Annotated in this window: 22 protein-coding genes; 5 read left to right on the top strand and 17 right to left on the bottom strand. The window is 68.8% G+C overall.

Going from position 1 to position 19,034, the window contains the following annotated elements; all coding sequences use genetic code 11:
- Positions 1–258 precede the first annotated feature (258 nt).
- Positions 259–1,812, top strand: coding sequence for an alpha-L-arabinofuranosidase B (locus KLK06_RS51570; protein WP_214643210.1), 1,554 nt, complete (start codon positions 259–261; stop codon positions 1,810–1,812).
- A gap of 62 nt (positions 1,813–1,874) precedes the next feature.
- Here KLK06_RS51570 and KLK06_RS51575 read toward each other — a convergent pair whose 3' ends face one another.
- On the bottom strand, positions 1,875–2,024 hold the full coding sequence (locus KLK06_RS51575) for a hypothetical protein (protein WP_214643211.1): 150 nt from the start codon (positions 2,022–2,024) through the stop codon (positions 1,875–1,877).
- A gap of 18 nt (positions 2,025–2,042) precedes the next feature.
- Here KLK06_RS51575 and KLK06_RS51580 point away from each other — a divergent pair, with 18 nt between their 5' ends.
- Positions 2,043–2,198, top strand: a complete 156-nt coding sequence (locus KLK06_RS51580; RefSeq protein ID WP_214643212.1) for a hypothetical protein — start codon at positions 2,043–2,045, stop codon at positions 2,196–2,198.
- Positions 2,199–2,230: 32 nt separating this feature from the next.
- Here KLK06_RS51580 and KLK06_RS51585 read toward each other — a convergent pair whose 3' ends face one another.
- The 6 genes from KLK06_RS51585 to KLK06_RS51610 all read right to left on the bottom strand — a co-directional run bounded on the left by KLK06_RS51585 (position 2,231) and on the right by KLK06_RS51610 (position 7,240).
- Positions 2,231–2,779: a Pycsar system effector family protein gene (locus tag KLK06_RS51585; RefSeq protein WP_214643213.1), complete on the bottom strand. Its 549-nt coding sequence runs from the start codon at positions 2,777–2,779 to the stop codon at positions 2,231–2,233.
- Positions 2,780–2,991: 212 nt separating this feature from the next.
- A complete protein-coding gene (locus tag KLK06_RS51590; RefSeq protein ID WP_214643214.1) occupies positions 2,992–3,882 on the bottom strand; it encodes a bile acid:sodium symporter family protein in 891 nt (296 codons plus the stop codon).
- 39 nt (positions 3,883–3,921) lie between these two features.
- Positions 3,922–5,256, bottom strand: coding sequence for a peroxidase (locus tag KLK06_RS51595; RefSeq protein WP_214643215.1), 1,335 nt, complete (start codon positions 5,254–5,256; stop codon positions 3,922–3,924).
- Between the two features lie 57 nt (positions 5,257–5,313).
- The gene (locus KLK06_RS51600; protein ID WP_214643216.1) at positions 5,314–6,330 is read right to left on the bottom strand and encodes a hypothetical protein; all 1,017 of its coding nucleotides are present in this window, start codon (positions 6,328–6,330) and stop codon (positions 5,314–5,316) included.
- A gap of 27 nt (positions 6,331–6,357) precedes the next feature.
- Positions 6,358–6,891, bottom strand: coding sequence for a hypothetical protein (locus tag KLK06_RS51605; protein ID WP_214643217.1), 534 nt, complete (start codon positions 6,889–6,891; stop codon positions 6,358–6,360).
- 142 nt (positions 6,892–7,033) lie between these two features.
- The gene (locus tag KLK06_RS51610) at positions 7,034–7,240 is read right to left on the bottom strand and encodes a cold-shock protein (protein WP_214643218.1); all 207 of its coding nucleotides are present in this window, start codon (positions 7,238–7,240) and stop codon (positions 7,034–7,036) included.
- Between the two features lie 259 nt (positions 7,241–7,499).
- Here KLK06_RS51610 and KLK06_RS51615 point away from each other — a divergent pair, with 259 nt between their 5' ends.
- Positions 7,500–8,252 (top strand): SDR family NAD(P)-dependent oxidoreductase, encoded by a 753-nt coding sequence (locus tag KLK06_RS51615; protein WP_214643219.1) that lies wholly within the window; start codon positions 7,500–7,502, stop codon positions 8,250–8,252.
- 4 nt (positions 8,253–8,256) lie between these two features.
- On the top strand, positions 8,257–8,598 hold the full coding sequence (locus KLK06_RS51620; RefSeq protein ID WP_214643220.1) for a MerR family transcriptional regulator: 342 nt from the start codon (positions 8,257–8,259) through the stop codon (positions 8,596–8,598).
- Here KLK06_RS51620 and KLK06_RS51625 read toward each other — a convergent pair.
- Genes KLK06_RS51625 through KLK06_RS51650 form a run of 6 tightly spaced genes read right to left on the bottom strand, consistent with a single transcriptional unit; the run spans position 8,593 to position 14,016 of the window.
- Positions 8,593–9,609, bottom strand: a complete 1,017-nt coding sequence (locus tag KLK06_RS51625) for a hypothetical protein (protein WP_214643221.1) — start codon at positions 9,607–9,609, stop codon at positions 8,593–8,595. The genes KLK06_RS51620 and KLK06_RS51625 overlap by 6 nt on opposite strands.
- On the bottom strand, positions 9,587–10,570 hold the full coding sequence (locus KLK06_RS51630; protein ID WP_214643222.1) for a branched-chain amino acid ABC transporter permease: 984 nt from the start codon (positions 10,568–10,570) through the stop codon (positions 9,587–9,589). Before KLK06_RS51630 ends, KLK06_RS51625 begins: the two co-directional genes overlap by 23 nt.
- Entirely contained in the window at positions 10,567–11,427 is an 861-nt protein-coding gene (locus tag KLK06_RS51635) for a branched-chain amino acid ABC transporter permease (protein WP_214643223.1), read from the bottom strand. The genes KLK06_RS51630 and KLK06_RS51635 overlap by 4 nt, the downstream gene beginning before the upstream one ends.
- Entirely contained in the window at positions 11,424–12,083 is a 660-nt protein-coding gene (locus KLK06_RS51640; RefSeq protein WP_214643224.1) for an ABC transporter ATP-binding protein, read from the bottom strand. Before KLK06_RS51640 ends, KLK06_RS51635 begins: the two co-directional genes overlap by 4 nt.
- Complete coding sequence (locus tag KLK06_RS51645) at positions 12,080–12,835, bottom strand: ABC transporter ATP-binding protein (RefSeq protein ID WP_214643225.1); 756 nt, start codon at positions 12,833–12,835, stop codon at positions 12,080–12,082. Before KLK06_RS51645 ends, KLK06_RS51640 begins: the two co-directional genes overlap by 4 nt.
- Positions 12,836–12,837: 2 nt before the next feature.
- A complete protein-coding gene (locus tag KLK06_RS51650) occupies positions 12,838–14,016 on the bottom strand; it encodes an ABC transporter substrate-binding protein (RefSeq protein ID WP_214643226.1) in 1,179 nt (392 codons plus the stop codon).
- A 165-nt stretch (positions 14,017–14,181) separates the two neighbouring features.
- Here KLK06_RS51650 and KLK06_RS51655 point away from each other — a divergent pair, with 165 nt between their 5' ends.
- The gene (locus KLK06_RS51655; protein ID WP_214643227.1) at positions 14,182–15,282 is read left to right on the top strand and encodes a 5-methyltetrahydropteroyltriglutamate--homocysteine S-methyltransferase; all 1,101 of its coding nucleotides are present in this window, start codon (positions 14,182–14,184) and stop codon (positions 15,280–15,282) included.
- On the opposite strand, the gene KLK06_RS51660 is transcribed toward KLK06_RS51655, so the two are convergent.
- The 4 genes from KLK06_RS51660 to KLK06_RS51675 are packed head-to-tail and all read right to left on the bottom strand — an operon-like array spanning position 15,279 to position 19,017.
- A complete protein-coding gene (locus KLK06_RS51660; RefSeq protein WP_214643228.1) occupies positions 15,279–15,659 on the bottom strand; it encodes a nuclear transport factor 2 family protein in 381 nt (126 codons plus the stop codon). The genes KLK06_RS51655 and KLK06_RS51660 overlap by 4 nt on opposite strands.
- Before the next feature lie 16 nt (positions 15,660–15,675).
- The gene (locus KLK06_RS51665) at positions 15,676–16,380 is read right to left on the bottom strand and encodes an ABC transporter ATP-binding protein (RefSeq protein WP_214643229.1); all 705 of its coding nucleotides are present in this window, start codon (positions 16,378–16,380) and stop codon (positions 15,676–15,678) included.
- Entirely contained in the window at positions 16,364–18,148 is a 1,785-nt protein-coding gene (locus KLK06_RS51670; RefSeq protein WP_214643230.1) for an ATP-binding cassette domain-containing protein, read from the bottom strand. The genes KLK06_RS51665 and KLK06_RS51670 overlap by 17 nt, the downstream gene beginning before the upstream one ends.
- Positions 18,145–19,017 (bottom strand): urea ABC transporter permease subunit UrtB, encoded by an 873-nt coding sequence (locus KLK06_RS51675; RefSeq protein ID WP_214643231.1) that lies wholly within the window; start codon positions 19,015–19,017, stop codon positions 18,145–18,147. Before KLK06_RS51675 ends, KLK06_RS51670 begins: the two co-directional genes overlap by 4 nt.
- Positions 19,018–19,034: the final 17 nt, after the last annotated feature.

Raw genomic sequence — 19,034 nt, forward strand, 5'->3', positions numbered from 1 at the left:
TCGGCCTTCGTTGCAGGAAGCAGGATAGTTTTCTATAGCGCGCCTCGCGGTATTTTCGTCACTCACCTGCAACCTTGACGCAACATACGCTTCCGTTCCATAGTGAGCCAGTCACCCCAAGCGCATCTACGGAGGCCGCATAGAACGCAAGAATGTTAGCGCTAACAAAGCAACTTCCTTTCCGTCCCTGCCGTGATGTCGCAGGTCGGCGGGGCATCTCCCGGCATCGCGGCGCCCCCTGAAAGGCAGTGGTTCATCATGATTGTTCGGTCCCTTAAAAAGGCACTGCTGTCCGCGGGCGCGGCCGTCGCGCTCGCCGCCGGCCTGCTGGCCGGCATCTCCACGCCCTCGCAGGCCGCGACGTCGCTCGCGTGTGACATCTACGCCGCCGGCGGCACCCCGTGCGTTGCGGCGCACAGCACGACTCGCGCCCTGTATGCCGCCTACAACGGCCCGCTGTACCAAGTGCGCCGCTCCTCGGACAACACCACCCAGGACATCGGCCTTTTGAGCGCGGGCGGATATGCCAACGCCGCCACGCAGGATTCATTCTGTGCCAATACGACCTGCCTCATCACCATCATTTACGACCAGTCTGGTCGCGGTAACCGCCTCACCCAGGCGCCCCCCGGCGGGTTCTCCGGCCCGGCCGCGGGCGGGTATGACAACCTCGCGGTCGCGACCGCGGCGCCGACCATGATCAATGGTCACAAGGCGTACGGCGTCTACGTGTCTCCTGGCACCGGCTATCGCAACAACAGCACCAACGGCATCGCGAAGGGGGACCAGCCCGAGGGCATGTACGCGGTCTTCGACGGCACGCACTACAACGGCGGCTGCTGCTTCGACTACGGCAACGCCGAGACCAACAGCCGTGACAACGGCAACGGCACCATGGAGGCCATCTACTTCGGGAACATCAAGGTCTGGGGCTACGGCACGGGCAACGGCCCCTGGGTCATGGCCGACCTCGAGAACGGCCTGTTCTCCGGAGTGAACCCGGGTTACAACGCGGGCGACCCGACCGTGAACCACCGCTACCTGACCGCCATCATCAAGGGTGAGCCGAACCACTGGGCGATCCGGGCCGGCAACGCGCAGTCGGGCGGCCTGTCGACCTACTACAACGGAGCGCGCCCCAACGTCTCGGGCTACAACCCGATGAAGAAGGAGGGGGCCATCATCCTCGGGATCGGCGGCGACAACAGCAACAGTTCCGCCGGTACCTTCTACGAAGGCGTGATGACGTCCGGCTATCCGTCGGACGCCACCGAGAACGCGGTGCAGGCCGACATCGTCGCCGCCGGATACACGACGTCGAGCGGCGGCGGCACGCCCGGAACGCTCACCCCCGGCTCGTCGATCTCGCTACGCGCGACGACGTCCTGCTGCACCACCCGCTACATCCGCCACCAGAACGACCAAGCCATCACGTCGGTGATCACCTCGTCCAGCTCGTCTCTCGACAAGAGCGACGCCTCGTGGATCGTCCGCAGCGGTCTGGCCGGCAGCTCGTGCCTGTCGTTCGAGTCGAGGAACTACCCCGGCGACTACCTGCGGCACCAGAACTACCAGTTGTACCGCCAGCACAATGACGGCAGCTCGCTGTTCGCCGCCGACGCCACCTTCTGCCCGCAGACCGGCAAGAGCGGCCAGGGCACCTCGTTCGCCTCCTACAACTTCCCGACCCGGTTCATCCGCCACTACAACAACATCGTCTACATCGCCAGCAACGGCGGCTCGAACGCCTTCGACAGCGCGACCTCGTGGGCCAACGACGTGAGCTGGGCCGTCGACCAGCCCTGGGCATAACTCCGACGACCTGAGCGGAGTCGTCCCCGATCCACGGGGACGGCTCCCCGCCGTGGGAGGCCTCACGGCAGTTGGTCAGGCGTCTCGGTCAAGCCGTAGTAGATGCGCGGGGCGCCGTCCAGGCAGACCTTGACCTTGCCGTCGCGGGCGGTGAGCCGCCGTTCCCTGCCGATGCAGTCGAGCTCCCTGACCGAGCTGCCGGCCGCGGCCACCTTCAGCTCCGTCCGAATGTGGGCGAGGTCGCGGGCCATCTGGCGGCGTACTGCCTGCGCCGGGGGGTGGAACCACAGGAGGTCAGGGAGCGGGAGGCGTTGCTGGCGGAGTTCACCGGGGAACTGGACAAGATCGGGGTCGAGCGCCACTGGCCGGCGCCCGCGGGCTACTGAGCCTTCCGAAGCTCAGGTCCGGCTCCGCTGGTTCAGATGAGATGCTCCAGGAAGACCATGACGGTCATGATGGTGATGCCGGTCACGATCAGGTCGACGGCCCACTGCAGATTGCGGTTCTTGGCGCGCGCGACCCGGGCGATTTCTAGGGCGGTGGCGGCCAGGAACAGTTCGTAGTCCTTGGTCTCGGCGTTCATCTGCTCGATCAGCGCCTCGGGTGTGGGTGCCTTGGCGTAGGAGAGGATCTTCGATCCGCCGCGTTCGGCGGAGACCGGGCGGATAGTGATGAGGATCAGCAGGACCGCCATGGACAGCAGGATCAGTGCCGCGATGACGCCGAAGCGCCCGGGGCCGGGGAAACGGGCCGGGCCGGTGAGGATGAGCGTGACGACCACGCCGTAGGCGACACCCGCCCAGGACAGCAGGAGTCCTGCCCTGCGCTCGCTCGCGCTGATCAGTTCCGCGCGGGCGGCGGTGGTGGCGGCGTCGAGCCGGTCCCTGAGGAACGGGGACAAGGGCACGTGCTGGGCAGCGCTGTCGTCTCCGGCGTGGGCGTCGGAGGCGGTTGGATCGTGGTTCATGGCGGGCAGGCCCTTTCCGCGGGGTCGGGGTGACCGGTCGTCGCGCGATGCAGCCGGGACATCGAGCGTCGCTGGTCTGAATGGGATGGCCTTCGGCGATTTAGTTATGTATGGAGAAGGTTGTCGGGTAAATGCCCAGGTGAGTGGGTCGGGGAGTGTGCCTTTGCCTGTTGCGGACGCTTCCGCCCACGGGATTTTGCCGGTGAGTACGGCTAGGCATCCGAACCTGGCGTCGTGGGGAGCTGCACGCCCCGGCGACGGCTCAGCACCGCCGCGATGGGCAGGGCCGCGGCCAGGCCGCTCAGCAGGACAGCCGCGAGCGCTCCCAGGATGGCCGGCTCGTTGCCGAAGGCGATACCGACGGCGGCGAGCGCCGGCCCCGCGTTGCGTACGGCCGCGACTCCACCCATGGTGGTGCGGCGGGCCCCTGGCCCGGTGGCCAGGGCCGTGCCGAGAGCGAAGGCGATGACGGCGAAGACGAAGCCCGCGAGCAGGGTGAGTGAGCCGATCAGCGCGATGACGGCACGCCAGTTGCCGACCAGCATGCCCACCAGCACGACGAGGAACGTCACGTTCGACACCATGGCGGCCACGGGATGCCACGCCTGCGCTGTGGACGGCGCGTAATGGCGCACGATCAACCCGACGGCGAACGGGACGAGCTGGAGGACCGCCACGGTCAGCATCAGCGTCGCGACGTCGAGCGAAACCCCGCCGCCCACGTTCGCGGTCTTGAGGATGACGTTCGCCGTCGGACCGAAGGTGATGCTACCGATGGCGGCCAGCAGCACCTGCGTCGCCGCACCGGCGACCACGTCGCCGTTCTGCACCATGCCGAGTTTCGCGCCGAACGGTCCGCCAGGTGAGGACGCGACCAGCAGCAGCGCGATGAACGAGGCCGCGGGCAGGCCGAACAGCGCGGCCACACCCCAGCCGAGAAGCGGGACGCACACCAGGTTGGCCAGGAGTACCAGCAGGAGCAGCGGGAGGTCGGTGAAGACGGTACACAGCGCCGGCAGTGTGGTCGCGAGACCGGCGGCGAACATGGTGGCCGCGATGAAGATGACGGTGACGGCGTTGAACAGCAACTGCAGTGTGTTCATGTGGATCCCGGTCCTCTTACCGGAGCGGCGTCGCCGCGCTCAGTCGGTGAGGTCACCAAGCCGGCGCAGCGCGGTCAGTCCCGGCATGAAGCAGTATTCGCCGCCGCGCGTGACGACGAACTGCGGCAGCGCGACCAGGCGTCGCCGTACGGGACGCCGGGGAATGGTGAAATCGCCGGAGCCCTCGCGGGAGCCGATGACGGGATCCCTCGCGTCGCCCGCGCCGAAGAAGACGCCGTCGTTCATCCATTCGGACTGGGCGAACTCGAACTGCCGCCCCAGATGCGCCCCGACGAAGGCGAATATCAGCCCGCGATCGGCCCCGTCGTCTTCCAGGACGCCCTCGGGCAGCAGCGGGCCGTAGGCGGTGCCGCGTCTGATCATTCGGTGCAGCCTCGGCACTCCGGCCACCGCCGCGTCCCGGGGGTTGCCCCGTCGGATGTGGCTGCCGCCGGGGGTGGCGAAGCCGGCCGGATCGTCCTGCTTGTACAGGAAACTGTTGTTGCGGTACGGGTCGGCGCCGAGGCAGGGATCGTCGTGCAACGGGCAGAGTGCCAGGGGCGCGCCGCTGCGCCAGCGGCCCATGATCTTGGCTGCCAGGAGCTCCTCGTCTTCGAGGCTGGTGGCGTTGTCCTTCAGGTAGCGCCGGAACAGGGCGACGCGCTGGTGGAGCTTGCGGAAGACCACGTAGGTGCCGTTGCGGCCGAGCACCTCGGGCTTCGGCGTCTGGATGCCGCCGAGCTCGTCGGGGTAGCCGAGCACGAATTCGCCGGCCTTGAGCGGCACCTCCAGCTTGTTGGATCCGGCGATGCCGCTGCCCTCGATGGCCGGGTGGCTGATGCCGTCGCGGTAGCCGAAGGGTTCGGTCTCGGTGGGCAGCGCGTGGCAGTTCTGGCGCCAGATGGCCGTCACGCCGGGGAGGGCGTCGTAGGCCGGTCGGGCGCGGTCGATGGCCGCCTCCAGGCGCGCATTGTCTGGGGCGAGTGCCACCAGCACCACGTGGACCTCGGGTGTGCCCAGTGGCGCCTCCCAGTTCTCGGGGGCGCTCTCGCCGACGTCGCCCAGCGCTTTGGCGCGTGCGGCCATGCCCTGCCGGAACTCCCAGGCGAACGTCTCCAGTGACTCGTGCGGCACCCCGAGCGCCTTGAGGCCGTGGTAGGTGAGCGCGACACTGACCCAGGTCTCACCCAGCGGGCTCACCGTGTCGGCGGCCGAGGTCACCACGGTGCTGACGCGCCGCATCAGCTCGCGCCCGCGGTCGCGGTCGTCGATGCGGAACAGGATGTAGGTGGCCGCGTACGGGCTCGGCCGGGGGCTGAGGACCCCGCGCTGGATGTCGTCGAGTTCGAGCTTGACGTGGGTTCGCTCGCTCACCGCGACCTCGCCTTCTTCCCGCTGCTCCGCTCTTCCCGCTGATTCGCTCTTCCCGCGCTACTTCGCCGAGACGATGTTGTTCCAGAAGGCGCGCAGGCTTTCGTCGACGCCGAACAGCGAGCTGAAGATCGTGGTGTCGGCCATGATCACGTCACCGGCCCGGTCACCGCTGGGCGGCATCCACAGGAACATGTTGAACTCGGTGTTTCCGGCCTCCGTGAAGGGATGCGGTCTGGACAGGTCGATCGGCTGTCTGCCCAGCACGTGGATGACGTTCGGGTCGTCGGTGGTCACGGCGTAGTGGGGGAGGTGCATGTGGAAGTTGAAGCTGGACACGCCCTCCAACCACCTCTTGGTGTCCAGATCCCGGGCGATGGACAGAGGGGCGCTCTTCTTCCCTTCCGTCACCGCGGGACGGAGGCCGTAGCGGTTCTCGACGGGCACTCCCAGACCGGCGATCAGCGATCGGGTGTACCTGCCGAAGCGTTGCCGGCGGGGCACCAGCGCGTCACCGTGGTGCCGATATTCGATCTCGCGCACCGCCATGTCGTCCGACGCGCCGACGTCATGATGCGGCCCCAGGGCCAGGCAGGTCCCTTCGCGGGTGAGGAAGTCACGCACCGCCTCGATCTCGCCGGGTGCGGCGTCCTGCCCGGTGATCATGTGGTCCAGCCCCCACACGAACATCGTGTCGGTGTCGGCCAGCACTCGCTCGTCCAGGGGAGTGTGGAATCCGGCCTGGTCGACGCGTTGATACACGGGCACGGGATGTCCGGTGGTCTCCTGGACGAACTGCTGGAAAGGCAGCCAGCCCCAGAAGAACAGCTCCAGCCCGCCCGCGATGCCTTGCTGGAACCGCAGCGGATCCGACCATTTCGGGTCCTCGTAGGCCGGCCAGGTCACGCGGCGCACTTCGGTCATCGTGGAGAACCGGTTGTCCAGCTCGGCCGGGTTCCGGCCCGCCTCGGCTGGATAGCTCCATGCGACGTAGATGCTCAACCGCCGCCGGCCGGGCGTGTACGGACGCGGTACGTGGTTCTGGTTGTAGGTGCGCGCCGTTCTGAACTCGCTCATCTCGCCTCCGGGTGGCGCTGGCGGCTCTCACTGCAGTTGGTCGAGCATCTCCGACAGGGCGCTCTTGATCCGCAGAGCCTTTTTGATCTCATCCGCGGTGACGTACGGATACTCGCCGTACTCGATGAAGCTCGGGCAGTGATGCTCGCGGACGAACTTGATGAACGCCTCGGGGTTGGTCTTCCAGTCCTCGGGGAAGCCTTCGAGGTTCTCGAAGGCCGTACTCACCCCCGCCTTGCTGAACAGCGCGATGGCGTCCTCGGTGTACTTGTCGAAGTCGGTGTCGAAGATCCCCTGATACATGAAGCGCGTGTCGTCGTCGAAGAGCACCCAGCGCAGGTAGTGCAGCTTGAGCGGCGCGAGGAGATACGGATCGCTTTCCAGGGCCTTGGCGAGCGCGTAGCCGTACTCTCGCATGGCATCGGCCCGGCCTGGTTTGACCTTCGCGATGACGGTGAACCCGTAACATGCCGGACTGCGCGGGTAGACGGGGCCGTACTTCCCCTGCTCCAGCCGGTCGGTCTCCTTCGGGATGACAACCGCCTGCGGCCTGATGTCCATGGCCGTCCCTCTCCATCGGCTTGCTCACGGGGGGAGATTGAAGCGGCCTGACCAGGACAATTGTCGCACGATACGGCGTCTGAACGCAGTCAGGGCCCGCATCCGAACGGATGCGGGCCCTGACCTAAGGCATGCGCCGTGATCAGGCGGGAACGATGTTCTCCGCCTGCGGGCCCTTCTGGCCCTGGACGACGTCGAAGGCCACCTTCTGGCCCTCGGTCAGCTCACGGTAGCCGCCATTGGCAATGATGTTGGAGTAGTGGGCGAAGACGTCGGCGCCGCCGCCGTCCTGCGCGATGAAGCCGAAGCCCTTTTCCGAGTTGAACCACTTCACGGTGCCAGATGCCATATCGATCTCCTTCTGATGGTTGCAGATACGGGATCCGCACTTTACGGATCCTGTGTCGCTTTGATGAGCCCATCCGGAGATGACCGGCAAACAAAAAACGCACCTGAACATCATGCTAGGTCAGGTGCGCACAAGTCTTTATGGGTACCACAACTGCAACGTTTCAGACTATAGCACACGTTTTGCTGCAGCCGCAAACCCGTACGAGCGGGCTCCGCACTTGACCTTGACCCCAGGGGCCGGGTTTAGCGTCTCGCCCATGGAAGACACCCTTCACGGCCGGGCCGTGCTCATCACTGGTGGCGGTACCGGGATAGGCCGGGCCACGGCGCGGCGCTTCGCCGCCGCGGGCGCCGATGTCCTCATCGTCGGACGTACGGCTGAGACTCTGGCGGCAGCCGCCGAGGAAGGTCCCGGCATCAGGACGTTCGTGGCCGACGTCGCCGCGCCGGACGGCCCGGAGGCCATCGTGGCCGCCGCGCTCGACGCGTTCGGCCGGATCGATGCACTGGTCAACAATGCCGCCATCACCCGTCCGGCGGCCCTTGAGGCGATCGACAGGAAGGTCGCCGAGGAGCAGCTCGCCACGAACCTGCTGGGACCGGTGTTCCTCACCCAACGCGCGCTGCCGTACCTGGAGAACGGGGGCACCATCGTCAACGTCACGTCCAACCCGCCGCACTACGGCTGGGCGAACAATTCGATTTACGGGTCCACGAAGGTGGCCCTCGACTTCCTGACCCACACGTGGGCGGTCGAACTCGCGCAGCGCGGCATTCGGGTCGTGTCCGTGGCGCCGGGGGTGACGTCGACGCCGGTGCTCAGCAATGCCGGTTTCTCGGCTGAGCAGATCGCCGCCGTGGGAGAGTCCCTTCGGGCCCGGATTCCGTTGGGACGGGTCGCGCGGCCGGAGGAGATCGCCTGGTGGATCGTGAACGCGGTACAGCCGGAAGGCGGTTATCTCAACGGTACGGTCATCCGGGTCGACGGTGGGCTGAGCGCGTCTGGGTGAGGAAATGCTGATCGGAGAGCTGGCCGGCAAGGCAGGCACCACCATCAAGGCGCTGCGCTATTACGAGCAGGAGGGTCTGCTACACCCCCGGCGGGCGCCGAACGGTTACCGGGAATATGACGAGGCGGCCGTCGCCCAGGTGGGCACTATCAAGGCGCTGCTTTCGCTCGGCCTTACCGCCAATGATCTCCGGGCCTTTCTGCCCTGCCTCGGTGAGGGCCTCCCCGACGGTCCCATCTGTCCCGACAGCGCGCGGGTCATCGCCCGGAAGCTCACCGATGTGGAGGAGAAGATCGCCGCGCTGGAAATCCTGCGCGGGCGGCTGATCGAAGCGCTGAGTTCATGATCCGTTGATGCTGAACGGCGAGAACCATTGACTGATGACCCGCACCTTTCCGGACGACGGAGGAATGACCGCGACGTAAATGGCTCCGCTCTTCATGGTGACCTTGGACTTGTAGAACGCGTTGCGACTCAGCGCCGCCCATCCGCGCTGCGTCAGCCTCAGCTCCGCCGCGCCGGGGCGGGCGGTGTAGGTGTCCTGCTGGCGCACGCCGTACCAGACCACGGCGCCACCGTCCGACGTCTCGAGCGCGAAGATCTCCGGTACGAGCTGCGGCTGGTATTTCAGCGTCCACTGGCCCCGCGCCTTCTGCCGGTCGCTGCGCAGGCCGGCGACGAGCTCGGTGGTGTAGTCGCCGGAGGCGAACATCTGCTTGGCAGCCGCGTCCTCGCCGAGTGTGCTCATCAGGCGCGTGTGCGTCTCGGCCGCCTCCCGGGGAGAGACGGCCAGGCCGCCGCGCTGGTCCACGTTCAGGGCGGTGGCCAGACCGTTGGGGTCCGTCGCGATGGCGGGGGGCCGGGCCACGGAGCCGGAGACCACACGCCATCCCTCGGCGGTCTTCTGGAAGATCAATTGTGTCCAGTTCGACCCGGTCTTGTACTCGGCCAGGAACCAGGCGCCACTCGGCGGAATCGCGAACCGCGGGTTGGTGATGGCGGGTCGCTTCTCCGGTCGTTCGCCGAGCAGCGCGTTCACCCGGTTGTCGGCGTTGGTCAGTTGCAACGAGAGTCCGGCTTCCGCGGCCTTCCAGTTCGCCTGCTTCGCCAGGCTCTCGTACTGGTCGAGAATGCGCTTGGCCTCGGTCTGGGGGATCGGGGCGAAGGCTGTGGGAGAGGGCAGCGTGCCACCGACGAAAGCCGGTTGTTCGGGTTCGCCGCCATTACATGCGGCGACGCCGGAAAGTGCGAAGAAAATGACCAGGTGGCGGATTTTCATGGCCGTCTCCGGAAAGTCGATTGCCACGAAGTACGCAGCGCGCCCCTTTAAAGGTTCACTTGTATTCCAGATCAGCACGCCTGCCGGAAAACAATCTCCATCGTGCCCGGGTGAACGTGGGCAGCAGCCCGCGGGGCAGGAAAAGGACGACGAGGATGAGGACGAGCGCGTAGACCGCGTACGACAGCACGCTCGGCGCGTACGACGGCATCCCCGGCAGGCTCGCGACCCTGTCGAGCCCCTGCACCAGCAGCGTGATCGCGGTGGCCCCGACGACGGCTCCCCAGATCGTGCCCAGCCCGCCGACGACGGCCATGACGATGTACTGGATCGAGATGAGCACGGGGAACGACCCCGGCGCGACGTACCCGGTGTAGAAGCAGTAGATGCCGCCCGCCAGGCCGGCGAAGGCGGCCGACAGCGCGAAGACGACGAGCTTGTAGCGGCCGACCGGGATGCCGGCGGAGGCGGCGGCGGTCTCGCTGGTGGCCAGGGCGCGCAGGGCCCGGCCCGGCCGGGAGGTGATCACGTTGTGCGTCACGAGCATCACCAGCGCCAGGCCCGCCCACGTCAGGTAGGCGTACGCGGACGCGCTGCCCGCCTCGAACGAGCCGATGCCGAACTGGGGGATGGCCTGCAGCCCGATGTCGCCGCCGGTGACGTCCAGCTGCCCGGCCAGGGAGAGCAGGATGAGCTGCATGGCCAGGGTGGCGAAGGCCAGGTGGTGGCCGCGGAGCCGCAACAGCGGCGTGCCGATCACGAGGGCGAACGCGGCCGCCGCGACGGGGGCGGCGATCAGCCCGATCAGGGGAGGGACACCGTTCAGCGCGAGCAGGGCGGCGGTGTAGGCGCCGATGGCGTAGAAGGCGCCCTGGCCGAGCGAGACCTGCCCGGCGTATCCCATGAGCAGGGAGACCCCGACCGTGACCATGGCCGCCAGGCCGAGCAGGATGTACACGGCCAGCGAGCTGTCGTCCAGTACGGCGGGCAGGGCGAGCGTGACGGCGGCGATCAGCAGCCCACCGGCCAGCCGTTTCACACCGCCTCCTGGTGGATGGTCGATCGGCGGCTCGCCTGTACGACCATGACCACGAGCATGAGACCCAGGGCGACCTCCAGTTGGTGAGACCCGTACCCGTACCCCGCGGCCATGGTCTCGGCGACGCCGAGCAGCAGCGCGCCGCCGAGCGCGACGGCCGGACGGGTGAGCCCGCCGAACACGGCGGCGGCGAAGCCGTTGACGATGAGCGTGACGTCGGTGTCGAACGAGATGGGCCGCAGCGGCGTGACCAGCACTCCGGCGATGCCGCCGAGCAGTCCGCCCAGGGCGAAGGCCAGCAGGCCCATCAGCCGGGTGTCGATGCCGATCACGCGGGCGGCGTAGGGGTTGGAGGCGCACGCGGTCAGCGCCTTGCCCAGGTAGGTACGGCCGAAGAAGAGGACGAGCAGGACGAACGTCGCCGCGGTGACGGAGATGACGAGCAGGTGCTGGGTCTGGACACGAGCCCCGGCGATGGTCACGGAGCCGGCCAGGCCGGGGGCCGAGCGCGGCTGGTCGCCCCACAGGACGATCTCGACGGCGTAGGCGAGGACGCCCACGCCGAGCGTGATGATGAGCGACGACAGCGGGGTGGTGTCCCGTTTGCCGGTGGCGGCCAGACCGGTCAGCAGCCCCGCGAGCGCGGCGACCAGGACGGCGGCGACCTCGCTGACCCCGTGGGGGACCCCGAGCCCGAGCAGCGAGGAGGTGCAGAGCCCGGCGACGACGGCGAAGGTGCCCTGGGCGAAGTTGACCACCCCGGTGACCCGGTAGATGGTGACCAGCCCGCTGGCGATGAGCGCGATCGCGCACCCGACGGCCAGACCGTTGAGCAGGTAACCGATGAACGCGCTCATGTGATCGCCCCACCCAGGTACGCGCCGGCCACGCGCGGGTCGTCGGCCAGCTCGGCGCACTCGCCCTCGGCCACCACGCGGGCGGACTCCAGGACGTACGCGCGCTCGCACAGCTCGAAGGCCAGCCGCGCATTCTGCTCGATGAGCAGCACCGTCAGGCCCAGCGTCCGGTTGAGCTCGACCAGGTGACCCGCCAGCTTCGCGGTGAGCAGCGGCGCGAGCCCCAGCGACAGCTCGTCGACCACGAGCACGTCGGGCCGCGACATCAGGGCCTGGCCGAAGGCCACCATCTGCTGTTCGCCGCCGGACAGCACGCCCGCGCGCCTGCGGGACAGCTCGGCGAGCTGGGGCAGCAGCCGGTAGACGGAGGAGGGGTCGCGCAGGCCGGAGCGCCAGCCGCCGAGGGCGAGGTTGTCGGCGACCGACAAATCCGGAAATACCTGGCGGCCCTCCGGGATGAGCGCCAGCCGGCCGCCGATCCGCACGGTGCCGGACGCCGGGGTGAGGAGGCCCGCCAAGGTGTTGGCCAGCGTCGACTTGCCCGCGCCGTTCGGGCCGAGCAGCGCGACCATCTCGCCGCGCGCCACCGAGAGCGTGACGTGGTCGAGCGCGGTGGCCGCGCCGTACGAGACGACCAGGTCGGAGACGTCGATCATGAAGCCTGTCCGAGATAGGCGGCGAGTACGAGCGGATCCGCGCGTATTTCGGCCGGAGAGCCGTCCGCGATGACCCGCCCGAGGTCGAGGACGACCACGCGGTCGGCGAGCCGGGTCACGAACGCGACGTCGTGCTCGATGAGCAGGATGGTCAGCCCGCTCGCGCGCAGCTCCTCGACCAGGGCCGCGAGCCGTTCGCGCTCGCCGCCTCGCAGACCGGACGCGGGCTCGTCGAGCAGCAGCAGCCTGGGCCGCGCGCACAGGGCGCGGGCCAGTTGCAGCGCCCGCTGCTGGCCGATCGGGAGCTGGTCGGCGGCCCGGTCCGCCCACTCGGCCAGCCCCACCCGGTCGAGGGCGAGATCCGCCTCACGGGCGATCTCGCGCTCGTCGGCGCGATGCCGCGGCAGCCGCAGCGCCGCCGCGACGAACCCGGCCCGGGTGCGGCTGTGCATCCCGACCATGACGTTCTCCCTGACCGTCATGCCGCGGAACACCCGGGCGCCCTGGAAGACGATGGACATGCCGAGCCGGGCCCGCCGATGCGGCGGCAGCCGCTCGACCCGGCGCCCGAGAAAGGTGATCTCGCCCCGGTCCGCCGGCAGATGGCCGGTGATGAGGTTGAACAGCGTGGACTTACCGGCGCCGTTGGGCCCGATGACCCCGCACACCTCGCCGTCGGCGACGCTCAGCGAGACGTCGCCGACAGCGTAGACGCCTCCGAAGGAGCGCGAGATCCCGGTGACCGTCAGCACCGCTACTCCGCGGCCACGGTCTTGGCGAGCTGCGCCTTGGCCCAGGACGTGGTGATGAACTGACCGTTCTTCACGGTGTTGACCGAGATGTACTCGGGGGAGAGCCCGGAATGGTCGGTGGGGGAGTAACGGAACCGGCCATTCGGCGTGACCAGGTCCATGGTCTCCAGCGCCTGCTGGACCTTGGCCTTGTCGGTGCCCCCCGCCTTCTTGATCGCCTCGAACAGCAGCAGGCTCGCGCTGTAGCCGTCCTGCGCGAACTGCGGTGGCGGGTAGCCGTGTTTCTGCTGGTACGGCTTGGCCATCTGCTCGATGACCTGCTTCTGCTTGCCGTCGGGTAACTGCTCGCCCACCACGCCGATGGCGCTCTGCACGGTCATCCCCTCGGCCGCGGCGCCCATCGGCTCCAGCCAGAGCTTGCTGGCCTGGGACGCGGTCAGGAACAGCGGCACCTTCAGCCCCGCGGCGGCGTACTGCTTGGCGGCGGTGACGCCGGGCGCGCCGGAGCCCCAGAAGACCAGCGCCTCGGCCGCGGAGCCGCGTACGTGGGTGAAGAGCGGGCTGAAGTCGGAGGTCGTGGTCTCGTACGACTCGTCCACGGCTAGGGTCACGCCGTACTTCGGGGCGAGCGCGACCATGGCCTTGTGGCCGGAGACGGAGTAGGCGCTCTTGGAGTCGTAGGCGACCGCGATCGTCTTGAGGCCGGTGGCCTGGATGTACTGCAGGTAGCGCTCGGCGTACATGCTGGACAGCGCGGGCGTGACGAAGACGTACGACTTGACCGGCTCGACCTGCTCCTGGGCGGGCGCCAGCGACAGGTACGGCATCTTGTCCCGCTGCGCCAGAGGCTCGATCGCCAGCGCCGAGTTGGAGAAGACCGGGCCGATCAGCGCGTCGATCTCGCCCTTGATCTGGTTGTAGGCCACGATGCCCTGGTCCGGTGCGGTCTTGTCGTCGCGGGCGACGAGCTCCACCTTGCGGCCCAGCAGGCCGCCCCCGTTGTTGATCTGTTCGACGGCCAGCTCGACGGCCTTCTTGTCCTCGCTGCCGAGCGGGGTGTAGTTGCCGGTCAGCGAGACGATGAGGCCCACTTTGATGGGGTCTTGGGCGCCCGATCCGCCACTGCCGCAGGCGGCCGTGGCGAGAACGAGACAGGCCAGGGACGGGAGAAGCCTGCGCATCAGGACCTCCTGGACCGCGAATGTGGCCCTGAATGTAGGCAGGCTTTTTACGCCTGTCAATAGAGTGCCCAACATTGTGATCGGGAGGACGTTGGGCAGAACGGTGACAGCCGTTGCACAGTGGCCTAACTTGGGGCGTACGACGCTCAAGAGAAGGTGATCCACATGCGCACCTCACCCCCTTTCCGCGCAGACCATGTCGGCAGCCTGCTGCGGCCGCCCGCCCTGCTCCGCGCCCGTGAGAGTCTCACCGGCGAGGCGCTGCGCGAGGTGGAGGACGAGGCGATCCGCGAGGTCGTACGCAGGCAGGAGGAGCTCGGCCTGCAGGCGGCGACCGATGGAGAGTTCCGCCGGGCCTCCTGGCACATGGACTTCATCTACCAGCTCGGCGGCATCGGCCAGGCGACCGGCGAGCACATCACGGTCCGCTTCCACAATGAGCAGGGCGATCTCGAGTTCACCCCTGCGGCGATGCGGGTGCACGACAAGATCAGGCTGGACGAGCCGATCTTCGCCGACCACTTCAGGTTCCTGCGCGACACCGTGACCACGGCGGTGCCCAAGCTGACCATCCCCTCGCCCAGCATGGTCCACTACCGGGGCGGGCCCGCCTCCATCGATCCGGACGTCTACCCCGACGTCGAGGAGTTCTGGAGCGACCTCAGCGCCGCCTACGCCGAGCAGGTCCGCAGGATCGGCGAGCTGGGCTGCACCTACCTGCAGTTCGACGACACCAGCCTGGCCTACCTCAACGACCCGGCGCAGCGGGCGGAGCTCGCCGAGCGCGGCGACGACGGCGAGCACATGCACCTGCGTTACATCAAGCAGATCAACATCGCGCTCGCGGCCAAGCCCGAGGGCATGGCGATCACCACGCACATGTGCCGCGGCAACTTCCGCTCCTCCTGGGCCGCCTCCGGCGCCTACGACTTCGTGGCCGAGGCGCTGTTCGGCGAGCTGGCCGTGGACGGGTTCTTCCTGGAGTTCGACGACGAGCGCTCCGGCGGCTTCGAACCCCTGCGCTTCGTGCCGCCGGGCAAGATGGTGGTGCTCGGCCTGGTCACCACCAAGCGCGGCGAGCTGGAGTCCAAGGACGCGCTCAAGCGGCGCATCGACGAGGCCGCCAAGTTCATCGACCTGGACCAGCTCTGCCTGTCCCCGCAGTGCGGCTTCTCCTCCACGGTCGAGGGCAACGTGCTCACCGCTGACGAGCAGTTCGCCAAGCTGGCCCTGATCGTCGAGACGGCTCGGGAGGTCTGGGGCTAAGCGAGGTCGCGCTGGACCGCCGCGAGGTCCCAGAACGCCTTCTGGCGGGTGATGGCGCCACTCTCGTCGACCTCGTAGGTGTTGATCCCGGAGAAGTCGGCGGCGGCCGTATCGGACTCGACGTGGCAGGTCCACTTCACCGCGGCCTGCGAGCCGCCCCAGTAGTGCTCGACGGGGGTGAGCACCATCACCGGGAACGCGTCGAAGATGCCCTGCTGGAAGGCCTGCAACGCGGCCCGCCCGCGTACCGGCTCGCCGCCGACGGGGTCCTCGCTCTGCCCGTCGGGCGCGAAGTTGGCGGCCCACGCAGCCGCGTCGCGGGCGGCGATCGCCGCGAAATACCGGGAAACGGCCTCTTCGACCGGGGTACGGCTCATTTCTTCTCCCATGTGGTTAGACGCCCAGGTACTTGTGCTGGAGTTCGGCGGTGTTCAGCAGCTCCTCGACCGGCACCTGGGCCACCAGCCGGCCCTTGTCGATCACGTTGACCGAGGGGGTCACGTGGGCGACGAAGTCGAGGTTCTGCTCGGCCACGAGGACCGCGATGCCCCGCTCCCCGGCCACGGAGACCAGCAGCTCGGCGATCTCCACCACGATGGACGGCTGGATGCCCTCCGAGGGCTCGTCGAGCAGCAGCACCCGAGGCTCGGTGATCAGCGCGCGGGCGATGGCCAGCACCTGCTGCTGGCCGCCGCTCAGGCTCCGGCCCGAGTCGTTCAGCTTGTCCGCGAGCAGCGGGAAGTCCGCCAGGATCCGGTCCAGCCGCTGCCGCCACTCCCGCCGCTTGGTGCCCAGCACGGCCACCCGCAGGTTCTGCAGCACGCTCAGCCCGGGGAAGATCTCGCGGCCCTGCGGAACGTAGGCCAGGCCGAGCCGGGCCCGCTCGTGCGTGGGCAGCCGGCCGATGTCCTGCTCGCCCAGTGTGAGGGTGCCCTGCCGGAGCGGTAGCTGGCCCATGATCGTCTGGAGCAGGGTCGTCTTGCCCACCCCGTTGCGCCCCAGCAGCACGGCGACCTCTCCCGCCGGCACCTCGTACGAGATGCCGTGCAGGACCTGGGTCGAGCCGTAGCCGCTGGTGATCTCATGAAGCCTCAACATGCGCCCGCCCCAGGTAGATGCTCAGCACGCGCTCGTCGGCGCGGATCTCGTCGATGGTGCCCTGGGCGAAGACCGCGCCCTTGTGCAGGACGGTCACCGGGGCGCCGACCTCGCGGATGAACTCCATGTCGTGCTCGACCACCACCACCGTGCAGTAGGCGGCCAGGGTCCGCACGACTTCGGCGATGAGGTGGGTCTCCTCCCTGGTCATACCCGCCGTCGGTTCGTCCAGCAGGACGACCCGGGGCCGGGCCGCCAGCACCATGCCGATCTCCAGGAGCTGGCGGTGGCCGTGCGCCAGCTCGGCGGCCAGGTCCGCCGAGCGGCCGGACAGCCCCAGCCAGTCCGCCATCTCCCTGGCCCTGCGGTCGGACTCGGGCACCGATCGGCAGTCGGCGTAGGCGCAGACCCACAGGTTCTCCAGCACGGTGGAGTCCAGGTAGACGCTGGGCACCTGCCGCTTGATGCCGAGGCCCAGCCTGGCCCGCTGGAAGGTGGAGCGCCGGGTGATGTCGGCGCCGTCCAGCCAGACCGTCCCCTCGGTGGGCCGGTTGGCGCCGACCAGCAGGGAGAACAGGGTGCTCTTGCCGGCGCCGTTGGGACCCACGATGGAGTGCGCCCGCGTCGGCTCGAACTCCAGCGAGACGTGGTCGGTGGCGAGCAGCCCACCGAACCGCTTCACCAGGTCATGGGTGGCCAGCGTGGCGGGGGGACGCCCGTCGAGCGGCAATGGCGGCGGACCTTCGACGGCGAGCACCGGAGCGGCCTCGTCGGCGTGCCCGGCCCGGCGGCGGCGGACCAGGGAGATGAGCGCGGGCACCACGCCTGAGGGCAGCAGGAGCACCATGACGATGAGCACCGCGCCCAGGATGATCGGCCCGAGGTCTCCGCCGCTGCCGCCCAGCGCCGAGGTGAGCGGCTCGATCATGGCGACCCCGGCCAGGCCGCCGAGCAGCGAACCGCGCCCGCCGACCAGCACCCAGACCACCACCAGCGCGGACTGGGCCAGCCCGAACACCGACGGGTCGACATAGAGCGCGCTGGCCGCGTACAGGGCGCCGGCCAGGCCCGCCACCACGCCGCCCAGCGTGAACGCCTGGAGCCGGACCCGCCGGGGGTCGAAGCCCATCAGCTCGGTGCGGCCCTCGTTGCGCGCGGTGGCCAGCACGATCCGGCCGAACGGGCGGCCCAGCAGCCGGCGCAGACCGACCGCGACCAGCGCGGTCACCCCGACGACCAGGTAGAACGTGGCCGGAATGGTCAGCCCGTCGGGCGCCCCCGGCGCGGTGAGCACGGGTGCGCCGAGCCCGTTGTACCCGCCCAGGACCGCGACCCCGATGCGGTAGCTCGGGTCGGACAGGCTGCTCATCACGGTCAGCAGCAGCAGCGAGAAGGCCAGCGTCACCACCGCGACAGGCAGCTCGCCGAGCCGGCCGTAGAACACGAAGTACCCGATCAGCGCGGCCGCGAGCCCGCCGCACACCGCCCCGACGAGCAGCGCGGAGAACGACTCGCCGGTCACCGGCAGCAGGTTCGCCCCCGCCACGCCGTACGCGTAGGCGCCGATGCCGAACAGCGCACCCTGGGCGAAGCTGAAGATGCCGGCCTTGCCCCAGACCAGGACCAGGCTGAGCGCGAGCAGGCCGTACACGGTCCAGGTGGTGAGCTGCTGCACCTGCGCGATGCTCCCGGCGCCCGCGGCCAGCGCCGCCACGGCGGTGATGACCAGGATGCCCGGAGTGCTGGAGACCAGGCGGGTGAAAGTCACAGGGTCGTCCTTCGGTAACGGCCGGAGATACCGCCCGGCAGCAGACGCAGGATCACGGTCGCGGCCACCAGCAGGGCGGCCGTGCCGAGCAGCGGCGTGGACAGCAGGGTGACCACCTGGCGGACCAGCCCGAGCAGCCCGGCGGAGGCCGCCGTGCCGGTGACCACGGCCGGCCCGCCGAGCACCACGGTGATGAACGCCGAGGAGATCAGCGGGATGCCCATCGTGGGTACCACCGCCACGACCGGCGCGAGCAGCGCGCCGGCGGCACCGGCCAGGGCGGAGCCGAGCCCGAAGGTGAGCATGTTGATGCGGGAGGTGTCGATCCCGAGGTTGGCGGCCATCGCCCGGTTCTGCATCGTGGCGCGGGCCAGCAGTCCGTAGCGGGTCCGCAGGAACAGCAGGAGCACCAGCCCGACCAGCGCCAGGGCGGCGGCCACGATGACCAGGCTGTACCAGCCGATCGAGTACCGCCCGAGCGAGAAGCTGCCGAGCGGGGTGGCGATGCCCTCCGGGCTGCTGCCCAGCAGCAGGGTGGCGCCCTGCTGCAGGATCAGCCCGAGACCGAACGTGGCCAGCAGCGTGCCCTCGATCCGCTTGCCGTACAGGCGGCGGATCAGCAGGCGCTCCGTCACGACGCCGACCAGGCCGGTGACGACCGGACCGGCCACCATGGCCGCCCAGAGCGGGACGCCCTGCCGTACGGCGAGGACGACGGTGAAGGCGCCGATCATGATGAACTCGCCGTGCGCCATGTTGATCACGCCCATCATGCCGAACACGATGGACAGGCCGAGCGAGACGAGGACCAGGGTGGCGACGTCGAACAGGATGTTGGTCCCGGCGTTCGCCAGGTAGTCGAGTGGCATAGTGCTCCATCCAGCGG

The organism is Nonomuraea sp. NEAU-A123 (assembly GCF_018603905.1).
GTDB lineage: Bacteria > Actinomycetota > Actinomycetes > Streptosporangiales > Streptosporangiaceae > Nonomuraea.